Source organism: Erysipelatoclostridium sp. An15 (genome assembly GCF_002160675.1).
Lineage (GTDB): Bacteria > Bacillota_I > Bacilli_A > Erysipelotrichales > Coprobacillaceae > Thomasclavelia > Thomasclavelia merdavium.
Map to the genome: position 1 here is coordinate 21,016 of NZ_NFLA01000010.1, position 20,329 is coordinate 41,344.

21 protein-coding genes are annotated in these 20,329 nt (G+C 28.9%); 4 read left to right on the forward strand and 17 right to left on the reverse strand.

Annotation, left to right across the window (positions count from 1 at the left end):
* Positions 1-11 precede the first annotated feature (11 nt).
* The 6 genes from B5E92_RS05120 to B5E92_RS05145 form a co-directional block, all read right to left on the reverse strand.
* Positions 12-893 (reverse strand): MurR/RpiR family transcriptional regulator, encoded by an 882-nt coding sequence (locus B5E92_RS05120; protein WP_087299847.1) that lies wholly within the window; start codon positions 891-893, stop codon positions 12-14.
* A 32-nt stretch (positions 894-925) separates the two neighbouring features.
* Positions 926-1,585, reverse strand: coding sequence for a DNA alkylation repair protein (locus B5E92_RS05125; protein ID WP_087299849.1), 660 nt, complete (start codon positions 1,583-1,585; stop codon positions 926-928).
* A gap of 79 nt (positions 1,586-1,664) precedes the next feature.
* On the reverse strand, positions 1,665-2,027 hold the full coding sequence (locus tag B5E92_RS05130) for a molecular chaperone Hsp90 (RefSeq protein ID WP_087299851.1): 363 nt from the start codon (positions 2,025-2,027) through the stop codon (positions 1,665-1,667).
* 117 nt (positions 2,028-2,144) lie between these two features.
* On the reverse strand, positions 2,145-5,576 hold the full coding sequence (locus B5E92_RS05135; protein ID WP_087299853.1) for an alpha-L-fucosidase: 3,432 nt from the start codon (positions 5,574-5,576) through the stop codon (positions 2,145-2,147).
* A 20-nt stretch (positions 5,577-5,596) separates the two neighbouring features.
* Positions 5,597-7,834 (reverse strand): family 16 glycosylhydrolase, encoded by a 2,238-nt coding sequence (locus tag B5E92_RS05140; RefSeq protein WP_087299855.1) that lies wholly within the window; start codon positions 7,832-7,834, stop codon positions 5,597-5,599.
* 302 nt (positions 7,835-8,136) lie between these two features.
* Positions 8,137-8,829, reverse strand: a complete 693-nt coding sequence (locus tag B5E92_RS05145; protein ID WP_087299857.1) for a YoaK family protein — start codon at positions 8,827-8,829, stop codon at positions 8,137-8,139.
* A 209-nt stretch (positions 8,830-9,038) separates the two neighbouring features.
* Here B5E92_RS05145 and B5E92_RS05150 point away from each other — a divergent pair, with 209 nt between their 5' ends.
* Complete coding sequence (locus B5E92_RS05150; protein ID WP_087299859.1) at positions 9,039-9,932, forward strand: ROK family protein; 894 nt, start codon at positions 9,039-9,041, stop codon at positions 9,930-9,932.
* A gap of 32 nt (positions 9,933-9,964) precedes the next feature.
* Here B5E92_RS05150 and B5E92_RS05155 read toward each other — a convergent pair whose 3' ends face one another.
* The 7 genes from B5E92_RS05155 to B5E92_RS05185 all read right to left on the reverse strand — a co-directional run bounded on the left by B5E92_RS05155 (position 9,965) and on the right by B5E92_RS05185 (position 14,970).
* Positions 9,965-10,459 carry a hypothetical protein gene (locus B5E92_RS05155; protein WP_087299861.1) on the reverse strand — a complete coding sequence of 165 codons (495 nt, stop codon included), beginning with the start codon at positions 10,457-10,459 and terminating at the stop codon, positions 9,965-9,967.
* A gap of 287 nt (positions 10,460-10,746) precedes the next feature.
* The gene (locus B5E92_RS05160) at positions 10,747-11,169 is read right to left on the reverse strand and encodes a flavodoxin family protein (RefSeq protein WP_087299863.1); all 423 of its coding nucleotides are present in this window, start codon (positions 11,167-11,169) and stop codon (positions 10,747-10,749) included.
* Positions 11,170-11,319: 150 nt separating this feature from the next.
* Entirely contained in the window at positions 11,320-11,853 is a 534-nt protein-coding gene (locus B5E92_RS05165; RefSeq protein ID WP_087299865.1) for a flavodoxin domain-containing protein, read from the reverse strand.
* 8 nt (positions 11,854-11,861) lie between these two features.
* Positions 11,862-12,350: a MarR family transcriptional regulator gene (locus B5E92_RS05170; protein WP_087299867.1), complete on the reverse strand. Its 489-nt coding sequence runs from the start codon at positions 12,348-12,350 to the stop codon at positions 11,862-11,864.
* A gap of 80 nt (positions 12,351-12,430) precedes the next feature.
* Positions 12,431-12,790 carry a cupin domain-containing protein gene (locus B5E92_RS05175; RefSeq protein ID WP_087299869.1) on the reverse strand — a complete coding sequence of 120 codons (360 nt, stop codon included), beginning with the start codon at positions 12,788-12,790 and terminating at the stop codon, positions 12,431-12,433.
* 17 nt (positions 12,791-12,807) lie between these two features.
* On the reverse strand, positions 12,808-13,965 hold the full coding sequence (locus tag B5E92_RS05180; RefSeq protein WP_087299871.1) for an MFS transporter: 1,158 nt from the start codon (positions 13,963-13,965) through the stop codon (positions 12,808-12,810).
* A 129-nt stretch (positions 13,966-14,094) separates the two neighbouring features.
* The gene (locus B5E92_RS05185) at positions 14,095-14,970 is read right to left on the reverse strand and encodes a LysR family transcriptional regulator (RefSeq protein WP_087299873.1); all 876 of its coding nucleotides are present in this window, start codon (positions 14,968-14,970) and stop codon (positions 14,095-14,097) included.
* A 136-nt stretch (positions 14,971-15,106) separates the two neighbouring features.
* Between B5E92_RS05185 and B5E92_RS05190 the strand changes: the two genes are divergently transcribed.
* The 3 genes from B5E92_RS05190 to B5E92_RS05200 are packed head-to-tail and all read left to right on the forward strand — an operon-like array spanning position 15,107 to position 16,593.
* Complete coding sequence (locus B5E92_RS05190) at positions 15,107-15,619, forward strand: adenylate kinase (protein WP_087299875.1); 513 nt, start codon at positions 15,107-15,109, stop codon at positions 15,617-15,619.
* 12 nt (positions 15,620-15,631) lie between these two features.
* Positions 15,632-16,072 carry an ASCH domain-containing protein gene (locus B5E92_RS05195; RefSeq protein ID WP_087299877.1) on the forward strand — a complete coding sequence of 147 codons (441 nt, stop codon included), beginning with the start codon at positions 15,632-15,634 and terminating at the stop codon, positions 16,070-16,072.
* 44 nt (positions 16,073-16,116) lie between these two features.
* The gene (locus B5E92_RS05200; RefSeq protein WP_087299879.1) at positions 16,117-16,593 is read left to right on the forward strand and encodes a pyridoxamine 5'-phosphate oxidase family protein; all 477 of its coding nucleotides are present in this window, start codon (positions 16,117-16,119) and stop codon (positions 16,591-16,593) included.
* A 52-nt stretch (positions 16,594-16,645) separates the two neighbouring features.
* Here B5E92_RS05200 and B5E92_RS05205 read toward each other — a convergent pair whose 3' ends face one another.
* The 4 genes from B5E92_RS05205 to B5E92_RS05220 all read right to left on the reverse strand — a co-directional run bounded on the left by B5E92_RS05205 (position 16,646) and on the right by B5E92_RS05220 (position 19,967).
* Positions 16,646-17,398 (reverse strand): HAD-IIB family hydrolase, encoded by a 753-nt coding sequence (locus B5E92_RS05205; protein ID WP_087299881.1) that lies wholly within the window; start codon positions 17,396-17,398, stop codon positions 16,646-16,648.
* Between the two features lie 99 nt (positions 17,399-17,497).
* Positions 17,498-18,469, reverse strand: a complete 972-nt coding sequence (locus B5E92_RS05210; RefSeq protein ID WP_087299883.1) for an aldo/keto reductase — start codon at positions 18,467-18,469, stop codon at positions 17,498-17,500.
* A 2-nt stretch (positions 18,470-18,471) separates the two neighbouring features.
* A complete protein-coding gene (locus B5E92_RS05215) occupies positions 18,472-19,287 on the reverse strand; it encodes an MBL fold metallo-hydrolase (protein ID WP_087371744.1) in 816 nt (271 codons plus the stop codon).
* 110 nt (positions 19,288-19,397) lie between these two features.
* Complete coding sequence (locus B5E92_RS05220; RefSeq protein ID WP_087299887.1) at positions 19,398-19,967, reverse strand: TetR-like C-terminal domain-containing protein; 570 nt, start codon at positions 19,965-19,967, stop codon at positions 19,398-19,400.
* Between the last annotated feature and the right edge of the window lie 362 nt (positions 19,968-20,329).

Consider the following 20,329-nt stretch of genomic DNA (forward strand, 5'->3'; position numbering starts at 1 on the left):
AACTATGCAATTTATTCTTCATTCATCACTTCATTACTGCTAACTCGATATGGCTCATAATCTTTGGAAATCTGTTTCTTTAAATTAAAATTCTGTTCATAATCCTTATGAAAAACCGCACTATACAATAAATCAAAAATCAACATTATCGAAACACTAGAAGAAAAACTACCAATATTGCTATATAATTTTTCTCTTGTTGTCATCCGTAATGTAACATCAGCTCTTTTACTTAACGAATTTTCACCTACCGAAGTAATCAAAATTGATGAAGCTGGGCTAGAAACGATTTTTTCAAAATAAAGTTTAGTTCGCTGAGTCGTTCCGGTATAAGAAACAATGATAAAACAATCATCTTTACAAGCATGGTATGCATAATAATATTGAAAATTAGGATTATCACTTATAATTACCTTTTTACCAATACGCATCATTCGATCAGCAAATACCTTAGCAAATTCTAGTCCAACCCCAATACAAATAACATGAATATTTTTCGCTTTAACTAATAACGTTATTGCATGGATCAGCATTTGATAATCGATTAAAGATAATGTATCATTACTAGTTTCTTCATATAAATGGACAACGGAATTACAAACACGAGCCAGATTATCATCTTTATTAAACGGAACATTAGCGTCAACTTTACTAAAATAACCTTTTAAATATTTTTCTTCATCTAAAAAAGCTTCTTTAAAATCTTTATATCCCTTAAACCCTAATTTATTACACAATCTCGTTACTGCCGATGTTGAGCTATAAGCTATTTTAGCTAATTCACGTATTGACATATCTTTAATCTCAACACCTAATGATAAAATATTATTAGCTACGTTTTGTTCAGAAACAGATAATGTTTTTAATTCTCTTAAATTTTCTTTTATAAGCATAACAACACCCCCTTAGTTATTATTTTATTAATTTAGAGATATTTACTAGCTTCTTTAATACTTAAAGAGCTCATTTTATCTCGATATTTTTCAATAAAATTTCGTACCCATTCTGGATCAGTTTTTGAATAATCTCTTAAACTCCAGCCAATTGCCTTATTAATAAAAAACTCATCACTATTTAGATTATTTACAATTATCTTTTCTAGTAAATGCTGATCAGTTTGATCTTTTCTTAATAATTGATGGTCAATTGCAATTCTCCTAAGCCAAAAATCATCATCTTGTGACCATTTTAGCATCAATATAGCAACTCTTGTATCTTTCAATCCAATATCACCGATAATTCGATCAAAACAATCAATTGTATCCCACCATTCTTTACTTTGAATATATTCTTTCATTTTATTCATATCTTCATATTTTAAAAATTTTTTCATCGTTGATAAATAATCACAAACAAAATATTGAAATTCACGATGTTCATCTTGATAACAGTAATCTAAAAACTGCCAATCAATTTTTTTATTTGCTTTTTCTTGTTTTAAAATATCTCTATAAATTCCTTTTCTTTTAGGTGTAGCTATGCCATAAAATTTAAATAAATTTCGCATGTATTTAGCCATTTTTCTAGCATTTTCAATATCTTCATGTTGTTCAAACAATTGTTCTAAAAGTAAATATTTATCCATTATTCTACCCTCAATAATATAATTGTTTTACTAATTATACAAGAAAATCAAAAAATAAAGAATTAGAAGTTTAAAACTTCTAATCCATTAACATTTCTTCTTTACTTTCTAAAATCAATTCACACGCTTTACAAGCTGGACAATCACAATACTTGGCACCGGCTGCTTTAATTTCCTTTCCATGTACTGCAACCTCTTTAGCCTTTTCTTCCCCAAACACTTGTTTTCCAGCTTCACTTTCAGCAAAAGTAATCAATCCATCAATAGGCATAATGTCTTCTTGTAATTTAGCAAGATAAATTTCAGTCTGCTTTTTTTCTTGAGCAGTTCCAAGCGCTTTTAACCAGGTATTGGCAACTTCTTTTAATTCACCACAACATGTTGCACTATTAATTAATTCATTAGTTTTTTCTACTACAAAATCTAAAGTTTCTTGTTTCATAAGGATCCCCTTTCTATGATAATACTTTATCTTTATTATAACACATTTATAAAATAGTTAAATTTCAAAAAAAGAATGACCAATAAGGCCATTCTTTTTGTATATTAATCTTGTGTATTAATTATGATCATATTCTTTTTTTCTTTTAACAACAATGTAAACAGCTCCTGAAATAATAATTCCTAAAGCAAATATTGCCATTGTTTGTTGATCTCCAGTATCTGTAGCATTAGCATTTTGACCATTATTAGCACCTGGTTTTTCTGATACACTTGGATCTTGAGTTGAATTATTATCATCTCCATCTGTTACATTATCAACTTTACCTTTAACAATAATTTCAAATGTAGCAGAGAATTCAGTTCCGTAATGTACGGTAACTGTTTTAGTACCTTCACTAGAAGAATCAAATCCAGTTACTGTTACTCGATTAGTTACATCCATTGTAGTACCGTCTTTTAATTTTGCAACAACTTGCATACCTGTTAAGTCAAGTTCATCACCAACAGTATAGACAGTTTTTGATGGTTTTGAAACAATTTCAATAGCTGTTACATCACCTTCATCAACGTTTTTCAATGTAACTTTAGCACCATCTAGAGCTACCATACCTTCACCAGTTGCCGTAATCACTAAATTAGTAATTCCCGGATTATCTACGATAACATCAATAGATTTAGTGCTCATTTGTGCATCAGCCGCTTTTAACTCAACTGTTTGACTTTGAATACCTTCACCACTAATTGATAATGTCATATCAGCAGTTGCTTTATAATCAAAGTCGAAACTATAAGTACCTGCATGAGTAGTATTTAATGGGACAGTAATTGTGTTACCTTCTTTGATTTTGTCAATCATTCTTCCATTACTGTAATCATTTCCATTAACCATTTTTAAATATTCATCTTTAACAATATTGTCATGTGATGAATCAAGTACCCCTAATTCAGCTTCTAATAATTTTTCTTCATCAAATTCATCAGGCATGATCATTGCATTTCTTACAGTATATTGAGAAATTGTTTGTAAATTTCCATATGCTTCTAATAATGCATTAGAAAGTCTCATCTTATCATCATCACTTAAATCAGGATTATCCACTGCTGCTTTTGCATTCAAGTAAGCCGCATCAAATTCAGCCCAATTTTCAGCTTTATACCATGACTCACTGATATTTGAAGTCTGTTCAACTGCATCTGCAATACGAACATCATCTTCAATAATTACTACACGAGCTGTACTCTTCATACCTAATTCAGCACCACCAGTTGGCGTAAAGATTTCTACATAGAAGTCTTTATTTCCAGTAACTGATAAATTATCGATTGTCTGAACAGTAATATATTTAGTTTTTTCACCATCTTTAAAAGTAATGGTTTCATTAGTAATATTTTCGTAATATTGTCCTTGAACCGCAGTTCCTGGAGGTGTAGTTACATTAACAGTTACTTCACCTGTAGAACCACCATTACGTTTGATTTTAACTTTAACAGCATCTCCTTCATTTACCTGATAAGAATCTGCTTCAATTTCAAATAAACCGTTTTCATTTACACCTAAGTAATATCCATAAGCAAAGTTAACTTTTCCACGATTAGTTCCTGTTGTTAACTGAATTGAATGTTCACCATTTGATAAAGTTGGTGATTCATATAAAATTTGATTAGGTGTTTCACTAGCAGCTGAACAACTTGCTGAACTTATATACTTTCCATCAATATAAATATCAAATGCTCCATAGTTAGGACCTTTTGTTCCTACCAGCGCAAAGTATGTTCCTTCAAAAGTATATTTAATATTTGCCCATCCATCAGTTGTTGTATAACTTCCATCTGCTTGTTCATGCCATCCAGTATTACCTTTACCATCATCATCCCATGATCCTTTATTTAAAGATAATCCTTCATCACCAGGAACAAATTTAGTATAAGCTGCTGGTAATGGTTGAGTTGCTTTAAAATCATCTGCCGCCTCATAAACACCGACTTCACTAATCATTGGTTCTGCTTGCGAACCAGTAATGTTAATTCTGATTGCCGTTGCTGTTACAGGATCGCTTCTTAATAATTTTTTAGCACCAATTGTTTTTCCATCGCCAAAGACAGCCCATTCACCGTTTTCTCTTTGGTATTCAACGTTAAATTCACTAATTCTTTGACCTTTAGTAATATATTCTTCAATTGAAACCACATCAAATTGTTTTGCTTCATCAAATTGAATTTCAATTACACCTGTATTAGTACCTTTTTCTGTTGTCCAGTAAGTTTCATCATCACCATCAATAACTTTAGTTGGTGAATATTGCAATGCATTTTCATAAACACTGCTAGCACTAGCACTTGCACCAGTTACTAAATTAGTATCAAATGTTTCAGCAATTGCATTTTTAAATTCATTTAATCTAGAATAAATAGTTCCATCTAAATCTCCAGTTTTATTTGGAGGGAAGTTTAATAATAATGGTGATCCATTACCGATTGTATCAAAATAAATTTTTGAAAGCTGGCTCATTGATTTTGGATTATCACCATCATGATAGAACCACCCGGCAGTAATACTAACATCACTTTCAGGTACAGACCAATGATCACCATCAGGAATACCATAAGTAAATCCATCAGCTTCACTATATCCATCACCTTTTTCAGAATCTACTTTAGCCCAAGTTTCTTCACTTGCTTGACCCTTTTCATTTCCAATCCAGTGAATACCACCATCAGTTCCACCACCAAAGATTAAAACACCAGGTTCATTTTCTTTGATTGTAGATAAGATACGATCCATATCGTATTCTTGAGCGTCGCCACCTTCACCTTTGGCACCGTCCATCCACCATTCTACAAATCGACCATTATTTCCATAAATTGGATTAGTTACGATTTCTGTAATTTGGTTAACATAGTAATCATTATAATCTAAAGCATCTTTCTCTTTAACTTCATCCATTGTCATGCCATTGATTGGATTACCACTTTCATCTAATAAAGAATTACCATTTTCATCATAATATCCATAACTTTCAGCATTAACATCCCATGGTGATAAATATAATCCCATATCCATATTATGTTTTGTACATGCTGCAGAAATTTCTGCTAATACATCACCTTTACCATCTTTATATGGAGAATTTTCAATATCATGTTCAGTATATGCACTTGGCCAGATACAGAATCCATCGTGATGCTTTGCAGTTACAATCAATCTTTTAAAACCAGCATTTTTTAATGCTTCAACATATGAATCAGCATATGTAGCAATATCACCTGTAGGGTTGAATGATAATGGATCTTCTTGACCATCACCCCATTCTTTATCTGTAAAAGTATTCATTCCAAAGTGCACAAACGCTGCTAATTCTTCTTCATGATATTGAAGTTGTGCTTCATTTGGTACTGCACCCCATGCTTCAGGTTCTACTACATTTTTATTTTCTAAATCAGAGTCATCTAACATATTTGCGTTAACTGCTGTATAAGCAAATTGACTTACCAGTGTTGTCGCTAGCGCTGCTGCCAAGACTCCTTTCATTACTTTTCTTTTCTTCATATTTTGAACCTTCTCTTTCCTTATTTAACATGCAGAGTTGCAATTTCTCTTGTATAAATATTAGATTCTCCTACTGTTGAATAAACAATTTCATATGTTCCTTCTTTAGAAAAATCTATTTCACTTGTTCTAGTTTTTCCATTCCACATTAATTTTGTTCCATTATTTACAGAACAATATACTTCTAAATCATTACCATTGTAGTCTTTAGCTGATACATTACTTAATAAGCTTTGTAATTCATCTTCACTGCTAATAGTAATATCTTTAACACCGCTGATAGTTGGACAAGTTGCATAGTATTTATCAGCAGCAGCTTTTTGTTCTTTAGTTTGACTATAGCTGATGTAATCAATTTCAAAATCCATTGGGAATTGCGTTTGATCATTAGGGAATCCTGGCCATGCCCCACCAGCTGCTAAGTTAAGTAATAGATAATGTGGTTTTTGGAAGTAATCCAAATCAGTAATATAAACTGTAGAATATAAATTGTCATCTACATACCATTGAATTGTATCTGGATTCCATACAATACTAAACGTATGGAAATCATTATTAAATGTTTCGTCATTTGGCAATGTATATGTATTTGTTTGTGCTTTATCACCATCTTCAGTTAAACCATTATGAATCGTACCATGAACTGTTCTGTCACTAGTACCTGGCATATCAGGGTTTTCACCAATTAATTCCATGATGTCAATTTCACCACACATTGGCCATCCAACACCTTGATCACTAGCAACTAAACCATCTAATGTAAAGTCATTACCTAACGTCCAAAATGCAGGGAACGCTCCAGCTCCTTTAGGTAATTTTGCTCTCATTTCAATTTTCCCATATAAAAATTCTCTTTTACCAAAAGTAGCAATACTTCCAGAATCGTATTTTTTTACGATATCGCTACCATCAGCATTATAATGAATAGTATATTCATGTTTTTTTGTTGCCCGTAAAATTAATTTACCATCTTCAACAAATACATTTTCAGAACTGTCAACATACTCTTGTGGTTCAATTCCACGTTTATGTCCTAACTGATAAGACCAGCTGTTCATATCTAATGTATCGAATTCATCACGCCATACTTCAGTATAAAGTTTATCTTGTGCTTCTTGTTCTTCTTCTTTGATTTCTTCTAAATATTTATCATATTCTGCTTTTTCATAAACACGCATATCACTTATACTAGCAGTACTATTTCCATAATATTTATAAATATCAACATAAGCTTTTTCAAATGATCCTGAATTAAATGGATATGTGTATTCTTTCCAAGTTACCCCTCCAGAATACCCAATATTGTCATCAGCTTTAAATAAGCTAGTACCATCTAATGCATTAATACTTGTAACAGTTCCGGTATTGTCTGAACCATGTTTCAAATAGACTTTAAATACATAATCAGTATTTTGCTTTAATCCACTGATTAGAGCTTTCAAAGAATTATATTCTACATTTTCCGGAAGTACCAAACCATAGGCATTTTCACCATACCCTTCACCTATTACTGCTGGTACATCTCCGTTATAATAGAATTTCCCTGATTCATAACTATATGTATCACCATTATTTTTCAAAATATCAGATGATTGAACATTGATCAAATCACTATTTTTAATATAGTTTGTCAATTTTGTTTTCGTTTCTTGTTTTGCTTGATATTCTTCATAATCAGCTTTAGTAAATAACTTAGCATCATCTACATAAACTTCAGATTTATAAATATCACTAACTGTATCTTTTTCATCAGTCCATTTAAGAACCCTAATTACAATTTCTTCATGATTACCTGAATTAAATGAAACTGTCCCATGTTTCCATTCAGTTCCGCCCGTCCATACTTCGTCAATTCCTTCAATCTTATTAGTATTAGCATCTAATACTTGTAAGATACCACTTCCTCCAGCTAAAGATGTTCTTACATAAGCTGAAAATACGTAATCTGTATTCTTTTTAACTTTAACTACTTGTGCCAGCCAAACGTTTTGTTTATTAGCTGGAAGCATTCCTGAACGTTCACTTTCGTTATTTCCAACGTAGCTTACAACTCCACCTCCTTCAGAATACCAGTTGCTGTATTCCATATCAGATGGAGTACCTGAGTACGTTAAAATACTGCTTGTTTGTAGTTCTTCAAAATTACCATTAACAACTAAATCAGTCGGTGCCGCATTAACTTGCCAGGTTTGTTTTGCTGCCGCAAACGTACTTAGAACTAGTGCACTGGCGATAAGAACCTTTTTTGTTTTCTTCATTTTTTTCTCCTTTCTCGTAAAGTAAATATCTGGAATTATTTACTAAACTTTTTACTAAAGAGATTATATTCTTTTTAGTAAAAAATTGCAACCGTTTACAATCAATATTTTTCTTTTTATTAAAAAAAACACCTTTTAATGAATGTTTTTTTAATTTTAATAAATATTTTTTTGTTAATTATTAATTTTTTATCATATAAAATATAGTAAAATTTACTAATCTTAACCGATAATTATTACTGATTTTTTTATTAAAAAAAATATTGTGATTATTTTATTTTAAATTAATCACAATATTTTATCTAAACATTATATTCTTTTAATATATATTCTTCTTTTGAATTATATGCATAAACAATATAACTTAAATTTACTAATAAAATAATAATAGCTAACCAAATACCATGAATAGAGTATATTCTACATGCAAAGCAAGAAAGTGCAACACCAATATGGAAACTTAATAATGTGCCACCAAAGAATTGTGCTTTTTTTAATTTTTCTTGTTTTTCCTCCAAATCATCTAATAATAAATATTCCATCAAAGAAACTACCGTTTGTTTAACATTATTTGTTGAAAAAATAGTTGAACTAAAATAACCTAACGCTCCTTTAAATACACACCACTGAAATGCTGTTACAAAAAAGATGGGATATAAAGAAAGTAACGGGTCAACTGTCGCTGGTATCATACCAACAATCAAAACTGCTAGCAGTTCTAAAGCAATGCATAAATATTTAAGATTTATTTTTGACCGTTTTTCTAAATACACCGCAATAATAATTGCTCCTACATAAATCAACAAAGCCCCTAATCGTAAGCACATTTCTAAAATATCGTTTCCTAAAATACTATGTACCAATTCAATCAAATTTGCTGTTTGAGCCGAACCAAAAACAGCCATTCGACTAAAAATCGCATAGCCACCTAAAAAGCCACCACAAATAGCCATCAAAAAATGAGTCTTTACTTCAAACTTATCTTTTTTATCCATTTTTATATCGCTTCCTTTTTTTACCGAAGTTATTATAACACCAAATACAAAAAAGTGTAACTTAAAATATAGGAATATATTATTTTTAGATTCTTTAATAACGAATAGTTATTGAAGTAACATATTTAATAAATTCTTTACTATCGTTTGATAATTTAATAAAATAACAATAAGAATAAATCATGATTTTAAAAAGATAGGAGGATCATATGAAATACTTAGTTTTAGATGTCGGTGGAAGTGCTATTAAATATGCCTTGATGAATGATGAATTAAAGATGCTCGAAAAAGGAAAAGTTCCTACTCCAAAAGATAGTTTAGAAAGTTTCAAAACTGCTATTAAAGACTTATATGACCAATACAAAGATCAAGTTGATGGTATTGCAATGTCATTACCTGGTTTAATTAATAAACAAACTAGAAAGATGCAAGTTCCTGGTGCTTTACTTTATAATCAAGATGCTTATATTTTAGAAGAACTACAATCAGTAACTACTAATAAATTTACAATTGAAAACGACGCTAAATGTGCTGCTCTTTGTGAAGTAACATACGGTAGTTTAAAAGGCTGTGATGTTGGTGCTGTATGTATAATTGGAAGTGGTATCGGTGGTGGTATTACAATTGGTGATAAAGTATTTACTGGTACTCATGGATTTGCTGGCGAATTTAGCTATCTATCTGATGATTGGACAAAAATAAATGGCTTTGATGGTAAATGGGGTTCTGATTCAAGCGCTTTAAGACTTGTAAAAATGATTGGCCAAGCGGTTGGAAAAGAAGGCATTGAAGGTCCAGAAGCTTTTGAATACTGTAACCAAGGTAATAAAAAAGCTTTGGCTGCTTTAAAAGAATTTTGTGGTACTTTAGCTATGGGATTATTTAATATTCAAGCTGCTGTCGATCCCGAAAAAATCGCAATTGGTGGCGGAATTAGCCAACAACCTATTTTACATGAATATATTCAAAAGTCATTAGATGAAATCTATGAAAAAATGCCAATTCCAATTCCTAGAGTTCAAATTGTTCCATGTGCTTATTTTAATGATTCCAACTTAATTGGTGCTCTAGCAAATTATAAAAAAACATTTAATATAGAATAAAAACAAAGTATGGCCATTCAAGTCATACTTTTTTAATCATCAATATAATCTTCAAATGACCGAATACTATCAATATTACATTTTGCTTCTAATTGCTTAGAATGTCTAATAAAATATTTTTCAACCTCTAAACGATCCATTGTTGAAATAATATTATAAACACCTGCTGGATCATCAATTCTTAAATCCTTTTCTTTTAGCTTTTCTATACAACTCAAAACTTCACTTTGACTTCTAAACTCTAAAGTCCATTTATTATTCATAGTATAAATATTTAAATCATATAAATATTTTATTGTCTTACTAACTGCATATGCTGGTGTATAATTACCAATTGCAAGTGATAGTACAAGTTTATCAATATCCACAAATTTAAATTCTCGTTGTCTTAATTTTTGCTTATTAGCAGATTTTAAAATAATTCTATCGTCCAAAATTTCAAGCTTAAAATTTGCTAATGCATGTAAATCAAATGGATTAATACTATTATGTTCGTTTCCATATTGACATTTAAATACTGTTTTCATCTTCATCACCTTTACAAAATCATTATTATAATATAGTTTTATTTCAACTCCACTTCCAATATAACCATCATAAACACCTCATTTACCAATGAATTATTTTTCTTATTTATATTATATCATATATTTTAAATAAAAAAAGATTACTGATAATTGTTTTATCAATAATCTCGATCATTTCTTATTACTAAGAAATTGTATAATTATATCAGGTAATTTAAATAAATATATTGCGTGTTATCATACGGGGTAAATGTTTTTATTTTTACCTGAAATAATTATATTAAAAATTAATTTGATGTCATTCCTTTATAATTCATATGATATAAAGTACAAAATCTTTCCATTGTATAATTACACAATGATAAAGTTTCTTTAGAAGGTGCGGCCCCTTGAATTACAAAATATAAATCCTTACCGCCTAAATCATTATTATCGACAATTGAATATAAACGATCTAACAATGCTCTTAAAGGCGCTGCCATTGAATACCAGTAAACAGGTGTTCCCATTACAAGTACATCAGCTTTACACATTTCTTGATAAATTTCTGCAAATTGATCATCAGGAAAATCTTGACCTAATGCATATAATTTATAATTAACTAAATCCAGTTGTTTATATGGTTGATCTTTTAATAACTTTTTTACCATTCTAGCAGTATTACCGTTTTTATTAGGACTAGCATTAACAAATAAAATATTTTTACTCATAATCATTACCTTCTTTCTTCTAGCAGTTAAAATATCTTTAAACCACTATCAACTTTACATCAATAATTATAGTTAGCAATCAAATAAAAGTACAATATCAATATTACATCATAGTATAATAAAATTGCATAGTAACTATAAACATCCACTTTAAACTATACTTTTAATTAATTCAAGCAAAGGTATTAAATAATGATTATCTACATAATTAACTTTTTGTCCTTCAATTTCTAATAAAGCCTTCATAGTAGGTTCTAAAGAATCACGATCTTTATTTTTAAGGACTTTTTTCATTATTTTACATAATGTCCGATCAACAAAACTTAATTTGCTTTCATCATAATTTCCCCGTCCATAAAATAAATCAATATTATTTAAATCCCCACTTAGATTTTGTCTTTCTATTTCTTCAAGCAATGCTGAGTCCTTTTTACTTAAACCAACCGCAAAAATAATTTTCTTCTTATCTTTAAAATTAGCAAAATATTTTTTTACTTCTTTTACAATTGTAATATTACCAGCATATATACCACTTACAAAAATTATTACATCATAAGATTTTTCATCTCCAGGATGATAATCATTAATGTTCATAATTGTACTATCGAGCTCTTTTTTTAATAACTCTCCATATTGTTTACTTGCACCATATTTAGATTTATACAATATTAGTATCTTTTTCATTTTAGACCTCACTTATCATTCGCTATTTTTTCTTTTAAATTATTAATACCAGGATATAGCTTCATCATTAAAATGAATAAATGATTAATTTCTTCTTTAGTATAATTTGCAAATAAATACTTTAATTCTGCTTCAAACTTAACAAAATCATTATTAAAATAATCTTTCATTTTTTTCGTCGGTTCAATTAAAACACCCTTTGTTTTAAATTGATTAGATTTAATTTTAACAAACCCTTTTTTCTCTAATATCGTTGCTAGTTTTTTTACATTCTGCCTTGAACAACCTAATAATTCCCCTAACTGGGTTAATGTTAGCGGCTGGCTAGATTGCTTAATAAGCGTTAATAACATAAACTGTTTTAAAGTAATATCAGGAATATGTTGATCAAAAGTTGTTTGTAATTTATTAGTAACAATAAAAAGAGTATTAAAAATAGCTTTACATTGCTTTTCAGGTGTATCTGAAAATTTATTTATTAAATCATTTATTTCCATTCTATCCCTCTCTTTTTTTAGTAACAAGTTACTATAATTATAATAAAAAATCTATCATAATGATAGTTTTTGACATAAAATTAACTATTTTTAAACAATACCAAAGCAATAAATTCTAGTGGCTCATTACCAGTAGCATATATACTATGACCTTGACCATCATCTGTAAAAGTAACATCACCAGGATTTAAAATTGTTTCGTTACCATCTTCATCTACATATTTGGCTGTTCCTTTTAAAATATACATAGTTTCAGTAGTTCCAATATGCTGATGATAACCTAAACCACTACCTGGATTTAAAAAGCAATGATTAAAAGCCCGTCCTTTTTGATCTAACTCTTCTGGTCCATTTAAGATTTTCTTTAGCGTTAAAATACCTTCACCATTTTGTGGTTTTTCAATATTAACTATTTGTTGTTCTTCTTTTCTTCTTATCATTTTACATACCTCCACTATTAATTATTTTTTATTAACATGTTCCTAAAAATAATTACAATTACCATTACTACAATTACAAAAGCTTCAAAATATAAAAGATAAACTAAATTATCCAAGAATGGTAATTGTTGTAATAAAAGACTAACATAAGGTGTTATAGCAACACCTAAATTATATCCAACAAGTATCAAAGAAGTAGCTAAACCTTTATTAGGAATATCTAAGCGATTTACACTATTAACTAAATATGGCAAAAACAATCTAAAGCCAAAACCAATTAGAAAACCACCAACATAACTAATCATGACATTATTAGCAACACCAATTAAAAACAACGAAAATGCAATCAATAATATAGCAATAATTAAAGTATTTTTCTTTAATACTTTATAGACTTTACCAAAGATAAAACCAGATATCATTGAACCAAAGCCAACTAAGAGCAATACTAAACTACTATCGCTAGCATCACCATAACCACCTTCTATAATTATCGGTGTTGTTTTAATTCCCATAGTCATATAAAAAATTGCAATAATAAAAACTAAAATGACATATTTTACTAATGGAAAATAACTCTTTAATTGTTGTTTTTCTCTATGAGATTCTTTTTTATTAATTGTCGTGTTTTCAATCTTAGGAACAAAAAATAAAAACAAGAAAAAAACCGGTACTGCCAACAAATAAGAATAAAATGGTGCTTGCCAATTGATATTGATCAACTGACCTGCAATAAACGTAATAATCATTCCGCCAATTCCTTCACATGAGGCTTGTAAACCATAAAAAGCTGTTCTTTCATGACCTTCATAAAAATAATTAGCTAATATTACCAACAATGAATTAAACAATCCAATTCCAAAACCTAACAAAGCTCTAGAAACAACAATTAAATAAAAGTTATTAATTAGCGCTGGCATAAATCCACACACCATTACTAATCCTAATCCAATCATTATAGTTCGTTTAATTCCTAATTTATTTGCAATAAATGAACTCATTAATACTGATAACATCAAAAATAGCGATGGTATTGTTGATAAAAGTTCAATAGTAGCTAATGGTATATCTGGAAACGCTGCTGCAATTTGTGGAATATTTGCATTAATCGCCGGTCCTGAAGCTACTAAAAGTGAAGCTGATAAAATCGATCCTTTTAATAATTTTTTCTTCATATTCTTCCCCTTACATATCTATCTTCACTTATTATTTTATCCAATACCCTCAAAATGTCTAATGCCTATTTTATACTTCACTAAAATGCTTAAAAAGCATTTTGGTAGCCAAAAAAGATATCAAATAACTTAATTATAATGTTGAACAATATTAATAAATTCAACTAGTGCATTTGACATCATTCCACCCTTTTTCCAAATTAAAGTAGAATAGGTATTTAAATATGGATAAACTGGTCGAAAACACAAATTAGAATGTTGACTAGAAACAGCACCACTTATAGAAAACGCTCGTCCTAAACCATTTTCAATCATTAAACTTACACTGCTAGTAGTATTAAAATATCCTTGAATATGAATTTTATCAATATCTTTTTCAATCCAGTTTTCAAATAATATTTGGATTTCTAATCGTTGGGGATAAAGTATTGAACTATTATATAGATGTTCTTTTGTTACGTATTGTTCATTAGCTAACGGATCATTTTTAGCCATAATTAATCCCCATTTTTCAACAATCGGTAATCGATAGCTTTCATATTTCCCAATATCTGCCGGCTCTAAAACAATCGCTACATCTAATAATCCTTTATCGATATTCTCTTTGACATCATCAGCAATATTAGAATAAATATTTATTTTTACTTTAGGATATCTTTCGTTAAATATTTTAATATACCGCGGCAAAAGCTCGCTAGTTCCTTGACATTCAGCAATTCCAATCGATAAAACCCCTTCTAATTCTTTTTTCTTAGAAGAAATATTAATTTTAGTAAGATTAGCTAGATCAACTATTTCTATTGCTTTGTTTTTTAAATAGATTCCTTCTTCAGTTAGTATAATTGCGCCATTTTTCCTAACAAACAGCTTTACTCCTAACTCATCTTCCAAATCATGGATTTGTCTACTTAAAGTTGGTTGTGTTATATGTAAAATATTTGCTGCCCTTGTAATGTTTAACTCATTAGCTACAACTATAAAATATTTTAAAACTCTTAATTCCATTATATATGTCACCTCGCCTTGTCATTTTCTATTATTGTATCATATCTTTTTACAACAATATCATCAATTAATTGAAGTATCTAAAGCATATTGCTATAATTGAATATAATAAACAAGAATTGATGTGGGTGATATAATGATTATTTTAATTACCGGTGCTTCGCATACTGGTAAAACTTTATTAGCACAAAAACTTCTTGAAAAATATAAATTTCCTTATTTTTCAATCGATCTTTTAAAAATGGGATTAATTCGTAGTAAAAATACAACTTTAACCCCTGAAAATGATGATAAGTTACAAAACTATTTATGGCCTATTGTTTGTAAGATGATAAAAACAGCTATCGAAAATAAGCATAATCTTATTATTGAAGGCTGTTATATTCCACCTAATTGGAATAAAAGTTTTTCAGAAAAATATTTGAATGAAATTCACTATTATTGCCTTATAATGAGTGAAAATTATATTAAAAATCATTTTTTCGATATTAAAAAATATGCTAATGTAATCGAAAAACGTCTTGATGATAGTTATTGTACCATTGAATCAATTCTTCAAGATAATAATCGTTATCTTAAAATGTGTCAAAAATATAATTATAATTATATTTTAATTGACGATAACTACCAGATTGATATTAATTTATAAAGGAGTTACGGTATGTACGAACAAGAACTTTGGGAAAAATTTATCTCAACAAACAATATTAATAGTAATGAATATGACTCATGGAGTTTTGGTGGAGATGCTGATTTACTTGCTAATCTGGTCATTAACGGTAAAAAAACTGCAACCTCTTCTTTATATCTTTTATATGAATTAGAAAATGAACCCTTACCCAAAAAAGATTCATACAATATTATTTTGAATTCCAAAAATGAAGCGGTATGCATTATCCAGACTAAAAAAGTTTATGTTACTCCTTTTAATAAAATTACCAAAGAACACGCCTATAAAGAAGGTGAAGGTGATAAATCCTTGGAGTATTGGCAAAAAATCCATGAAGACTTCTTTTCTAATTGTTTAAAAGAAATAAATTTAAAGTTTAGTGATAATATGAAAGTAGTGTGTGAAGAATTTGAGATGATTTTTAAACCATAAATTTATTCATCAAATAAAATATAAAATGATAGAAAGGATTAGTTATGTTTAGAAAAATAAGAAGAACAAAAAGTGAAATATCAGTAGAAGAAGCAAAAATATTATTAAAAAATAACAAAAGAGCTGCTTTTTCAGTAAATGGTGACAATGGTTATCCATTTACGATCCCTATTAATTTTTATTACGATGAAAATGAAAATAAAATTTATTTTCATAGTGCTAAAAGTGGTCACAAAATTGATTCTATTAAAGCTAGTAATAAAGTCTGCTTTACAACTTGGGATGATGGTTATCTTGATGAGGGTGATTGGGCCTACCATGTATCAAGTTGTGTAGTTTATGGCCGAGCTATATTAGTAGAAGACCGTAAAATCACCGAAGAAAAAGTTAGAACTTTAGCAATGAAATATTATCCTACTACTAAAGAAGTTGAACAAGAAATCCAAAAAAGTATTGATAGAGTTCAATTAGTGGTTATTGAAATTGAACATATTTCAGGTAAAAAAGTTCATGAAAAATAACATTATTATATTTTTAAAGCAGTCATTGAATGACTGCTTTAATATCTAAAATCTATTTTAAAAATATCTCGATTGCTTCACTAACACTATCTACTTGATAATCAACTTGTTCTTTTAATTTTACAGGTGAATTTTTAAATGTAAATGAAATATCAGCTTTTTCAAGCATTGTAAGATCATTATAAGAATCACCAATTCCTGCTATTTTAGAAATTTGATATTTTTGTTTTACTATTTTTAAAGCATTCCCCTTTGAACATTCTTTCATAACAATATCAATTGAATTTGTATTTTGAAAACCTTTTAACTTACTATATTTTTTATTAATTAAATCAGTATGTTTTTGAGCTGTTTCATCATCTTTAAAAACCAAAGAAATTCCATAGATTTTTTGTTCTTTTAATCCATCAATATTTTTAATAATTATTGTATTTTCATCAAGATCATTTTCTTTTTGTGATTTATAAACATTATTAGGATTATCTGTTTGAATAATAACTATTGCCTGATGATAATAGTTATTATAGATTTCTTGAATGTACTTATAATTAATGCATTGTTCATAAATAATTTTTTTATTTTGATCTAATATCAATGCTCCACTAGAAATAATATAAAAATCCGGTTTAATCTGATTATCAAACAAATTTACAACCCCACAATAAGGTCGACCACTACATAAACCAAATAAATTATCTTGATTTTGAAATTCTTTGATTGCATCAATATCACTTTTTTTAATTGGCGGATTTAAATAATGAAAAAATAATGTTCCATCAATATCACTTACAAATGCTTTATTCATAAAATCACCTCCTTTTGATTATAAACCATCTTATTTTAATTAGCAATTTCCTATTAAAAAAAGGATTTTTACTTTAATAAAAATCCTTTAAAAATATTATTATAATGCACCAACAATATTATGTGGCTGATATAATTCCTCTAAATATTCAATTTCTTCATCACTTAAAGTAACATCTAAAGCACTAATAGCTTCATCTAAATGTTTTACCTTAGTACCTCCAACAATTGGAACAACATTATCTTTTTGTAATAACCAGCTCATAGCTACTTGAGCCCTAGAAATTTGTTTACTTTCAGCAATTTCACCGACTCGTTTAACAATTGGATAATCAATTGTTTTACTCATATCATATTTTTCTTTAACTGTCTGATCGTATTTATCACGCAATGTATCACCATTCCAATCACGAGTTAAACGACCACCAGCTAAAGGTGAATATGGTGTTAATGGAATATTCATATCTTTGCATAATGGTATGAGTTCTCTTTCATCTTCCCGGTATAATAAATTATAGTGATTTTGCATAGATACAAATTTACCCCAGCCATTTTTCATTGCAATATACTGAGCCTTTTGAAATTGCCAGGCATACATTGCACTTGCACCGATATATCTTACTTTACCCATTCTTACTAAATCATTTAAGGCTGCCATCGTTTCTTCAAGTGGCGTATTATAATCAAAACGATGAATGATATACAAATCAATATAATCTAATTGTAATCTTCTTAAAGAATCTTCAACCGCTTGAAAAATATGTTTTCTTGAAAGTCCGCGTCCATTTAAACTATTATCAACTGGATAAAAAACTTTAGTAGCAATTACTAACTCATCACGATTACCATATTGTTTAATTGCTTCTCCTAAAATTTCTTCACTCTCTCCTTGACTATAAACATTAGCAGTATCAAAAAAGTTAATTCCTGAATCTAGTGCATGTTTAATATATTCAATACCTTCTTGCTTATCTAAATGCCATGGATATTTATCCTTAGCACCTAAATTCATACAGCCAACACAAATTTTCGATACTTCTAATCCTGTATTTTGTAGTTTAACGTATTTCATAATTATTTCTCCATTTGATAGATTTCTCCAGGTGCTAATACCTGGATACGTTCAGGATTAACAACACGGTCAAGCAAATCTTCAGGATTACCATTAAAAGGCGTCATTGATGGTGCATCAACACTGCCCCAATGAATACAAATTAAATCAGCATTAGGGTATGTGTTAGCTAATTTAATTGCCCCATCTAAAGTTATATGCCAATCATTATCAGCAAAATCAAACAAGATCACATCAGGATCAGGCATATTTAAATGAACTTCTAATAATTTAGAATCACCAGGTAACCAGATTATTCCATCGCTAGTTTCCATCCAGAAACCACAATAATCTTCTTCTTTCCATTCTCTAAAATTATATTTTGATGAACCGTTTTGCCAATTATGTCTAGCTGGTGTTAATGTAATTTTAATATCATTAACATTGAAAGTTTCATTTATATCATGTCCAATACCTGGTATTCCTTCTTTAACCATTTCACCAGCTACATAATGAGGAGCATGATATGATTTACATACTGATAATACATCTTTACATGTTGGTCGACTAAAATGGTCATTATCAATATGAGTAACCAGATATGCATCTAAAGAAGCAACTTCATCGGGAGTAATTGGATTTTCATATAATAAAGGCATATCAAATCCTTCTAATACTGGATCGATCATAATATTAGTACCACGACTATTGATCATAATTCCCGCACCGCCTAACCAGCGAATTTGCGTATTTGTAATCTTTTTAAAAGCTTCCTTACCAAAATGAATTGTTTTTGGAGCTACCGCTTGTCCATTTTCATTTTTATAAATTTTTCTCATAATCATACCTGCCTTTCCTATACACCTATATTTTACTTTAATAACATCATTTATACAATTTACCAAAAAGAAAAAAAGTCTATAAATTGACTTTTTCATTAAAACGTCTATTACTTATACGGATTCCCTTTAGTTTGACCATCAGCAAATAACTTATCCATGCCCACACTTCTTAAATCAGTAATTAATCTAGCCATTTCTTCACAACTAGCCGGCATATCGGATAATATCCAGGAAATAGTCATTGAACTAGAGGCCGTTGCATGGTATTCAGTTGCAAAACGCAATGTATCAGGCATTGGCTTATCACCGTATAATTTTTGATGAAATTCTAAATCAAATTGTTTACAATGATCAAAAATATAATCTTTTAAACAATTTTGTCCTTCCATTAATAAAGCCTGTTTCATAAAATTATGATACTTTTTCATTCTTTTAAATGTATCAACCATTGAATGATAGAAATCCATTTCTTTAGTAGGATCATCAAATTTAGGAATAATTCGATTTAAATAAATATAAACAATTAAATCATTTTTATCTAAAAAATGATTATAAAAAGATTGTTTTGAAATATGAGTATAATCTAATAATTGTTTAATTTTTATTGATTCTAAACGTTGCTGCTCAAGTAGTTCTAATAAGCCATCAGCAAGAATTTCTTTTACATTAATTGCCATTTTCATCACTCTTTTCTAGCAATATTGTAATATATTTATAAACACTTTTCTATTATATAATTAATATTTTTACTATATTTAAATCATTATAAACTTACTACAATATATCTATTAAACGATTTATCCAACCATTTTTTCGTTTATGATGATATATTTATAATATCATCATTTTACAAAAGAATAATATGTTTATTTACCAGCAAATAAATTACCATCATTTCACATCATTATTCTATCGTAGTAACATTGACTTTCAAATCCAACTTATTATAATGATAATTGTACGAAATCTAAAAAGATAGATGAGATTTCGACAAAATTAAATAGCTATCCCATTATTCATCAAAGGACTGATTCACCGC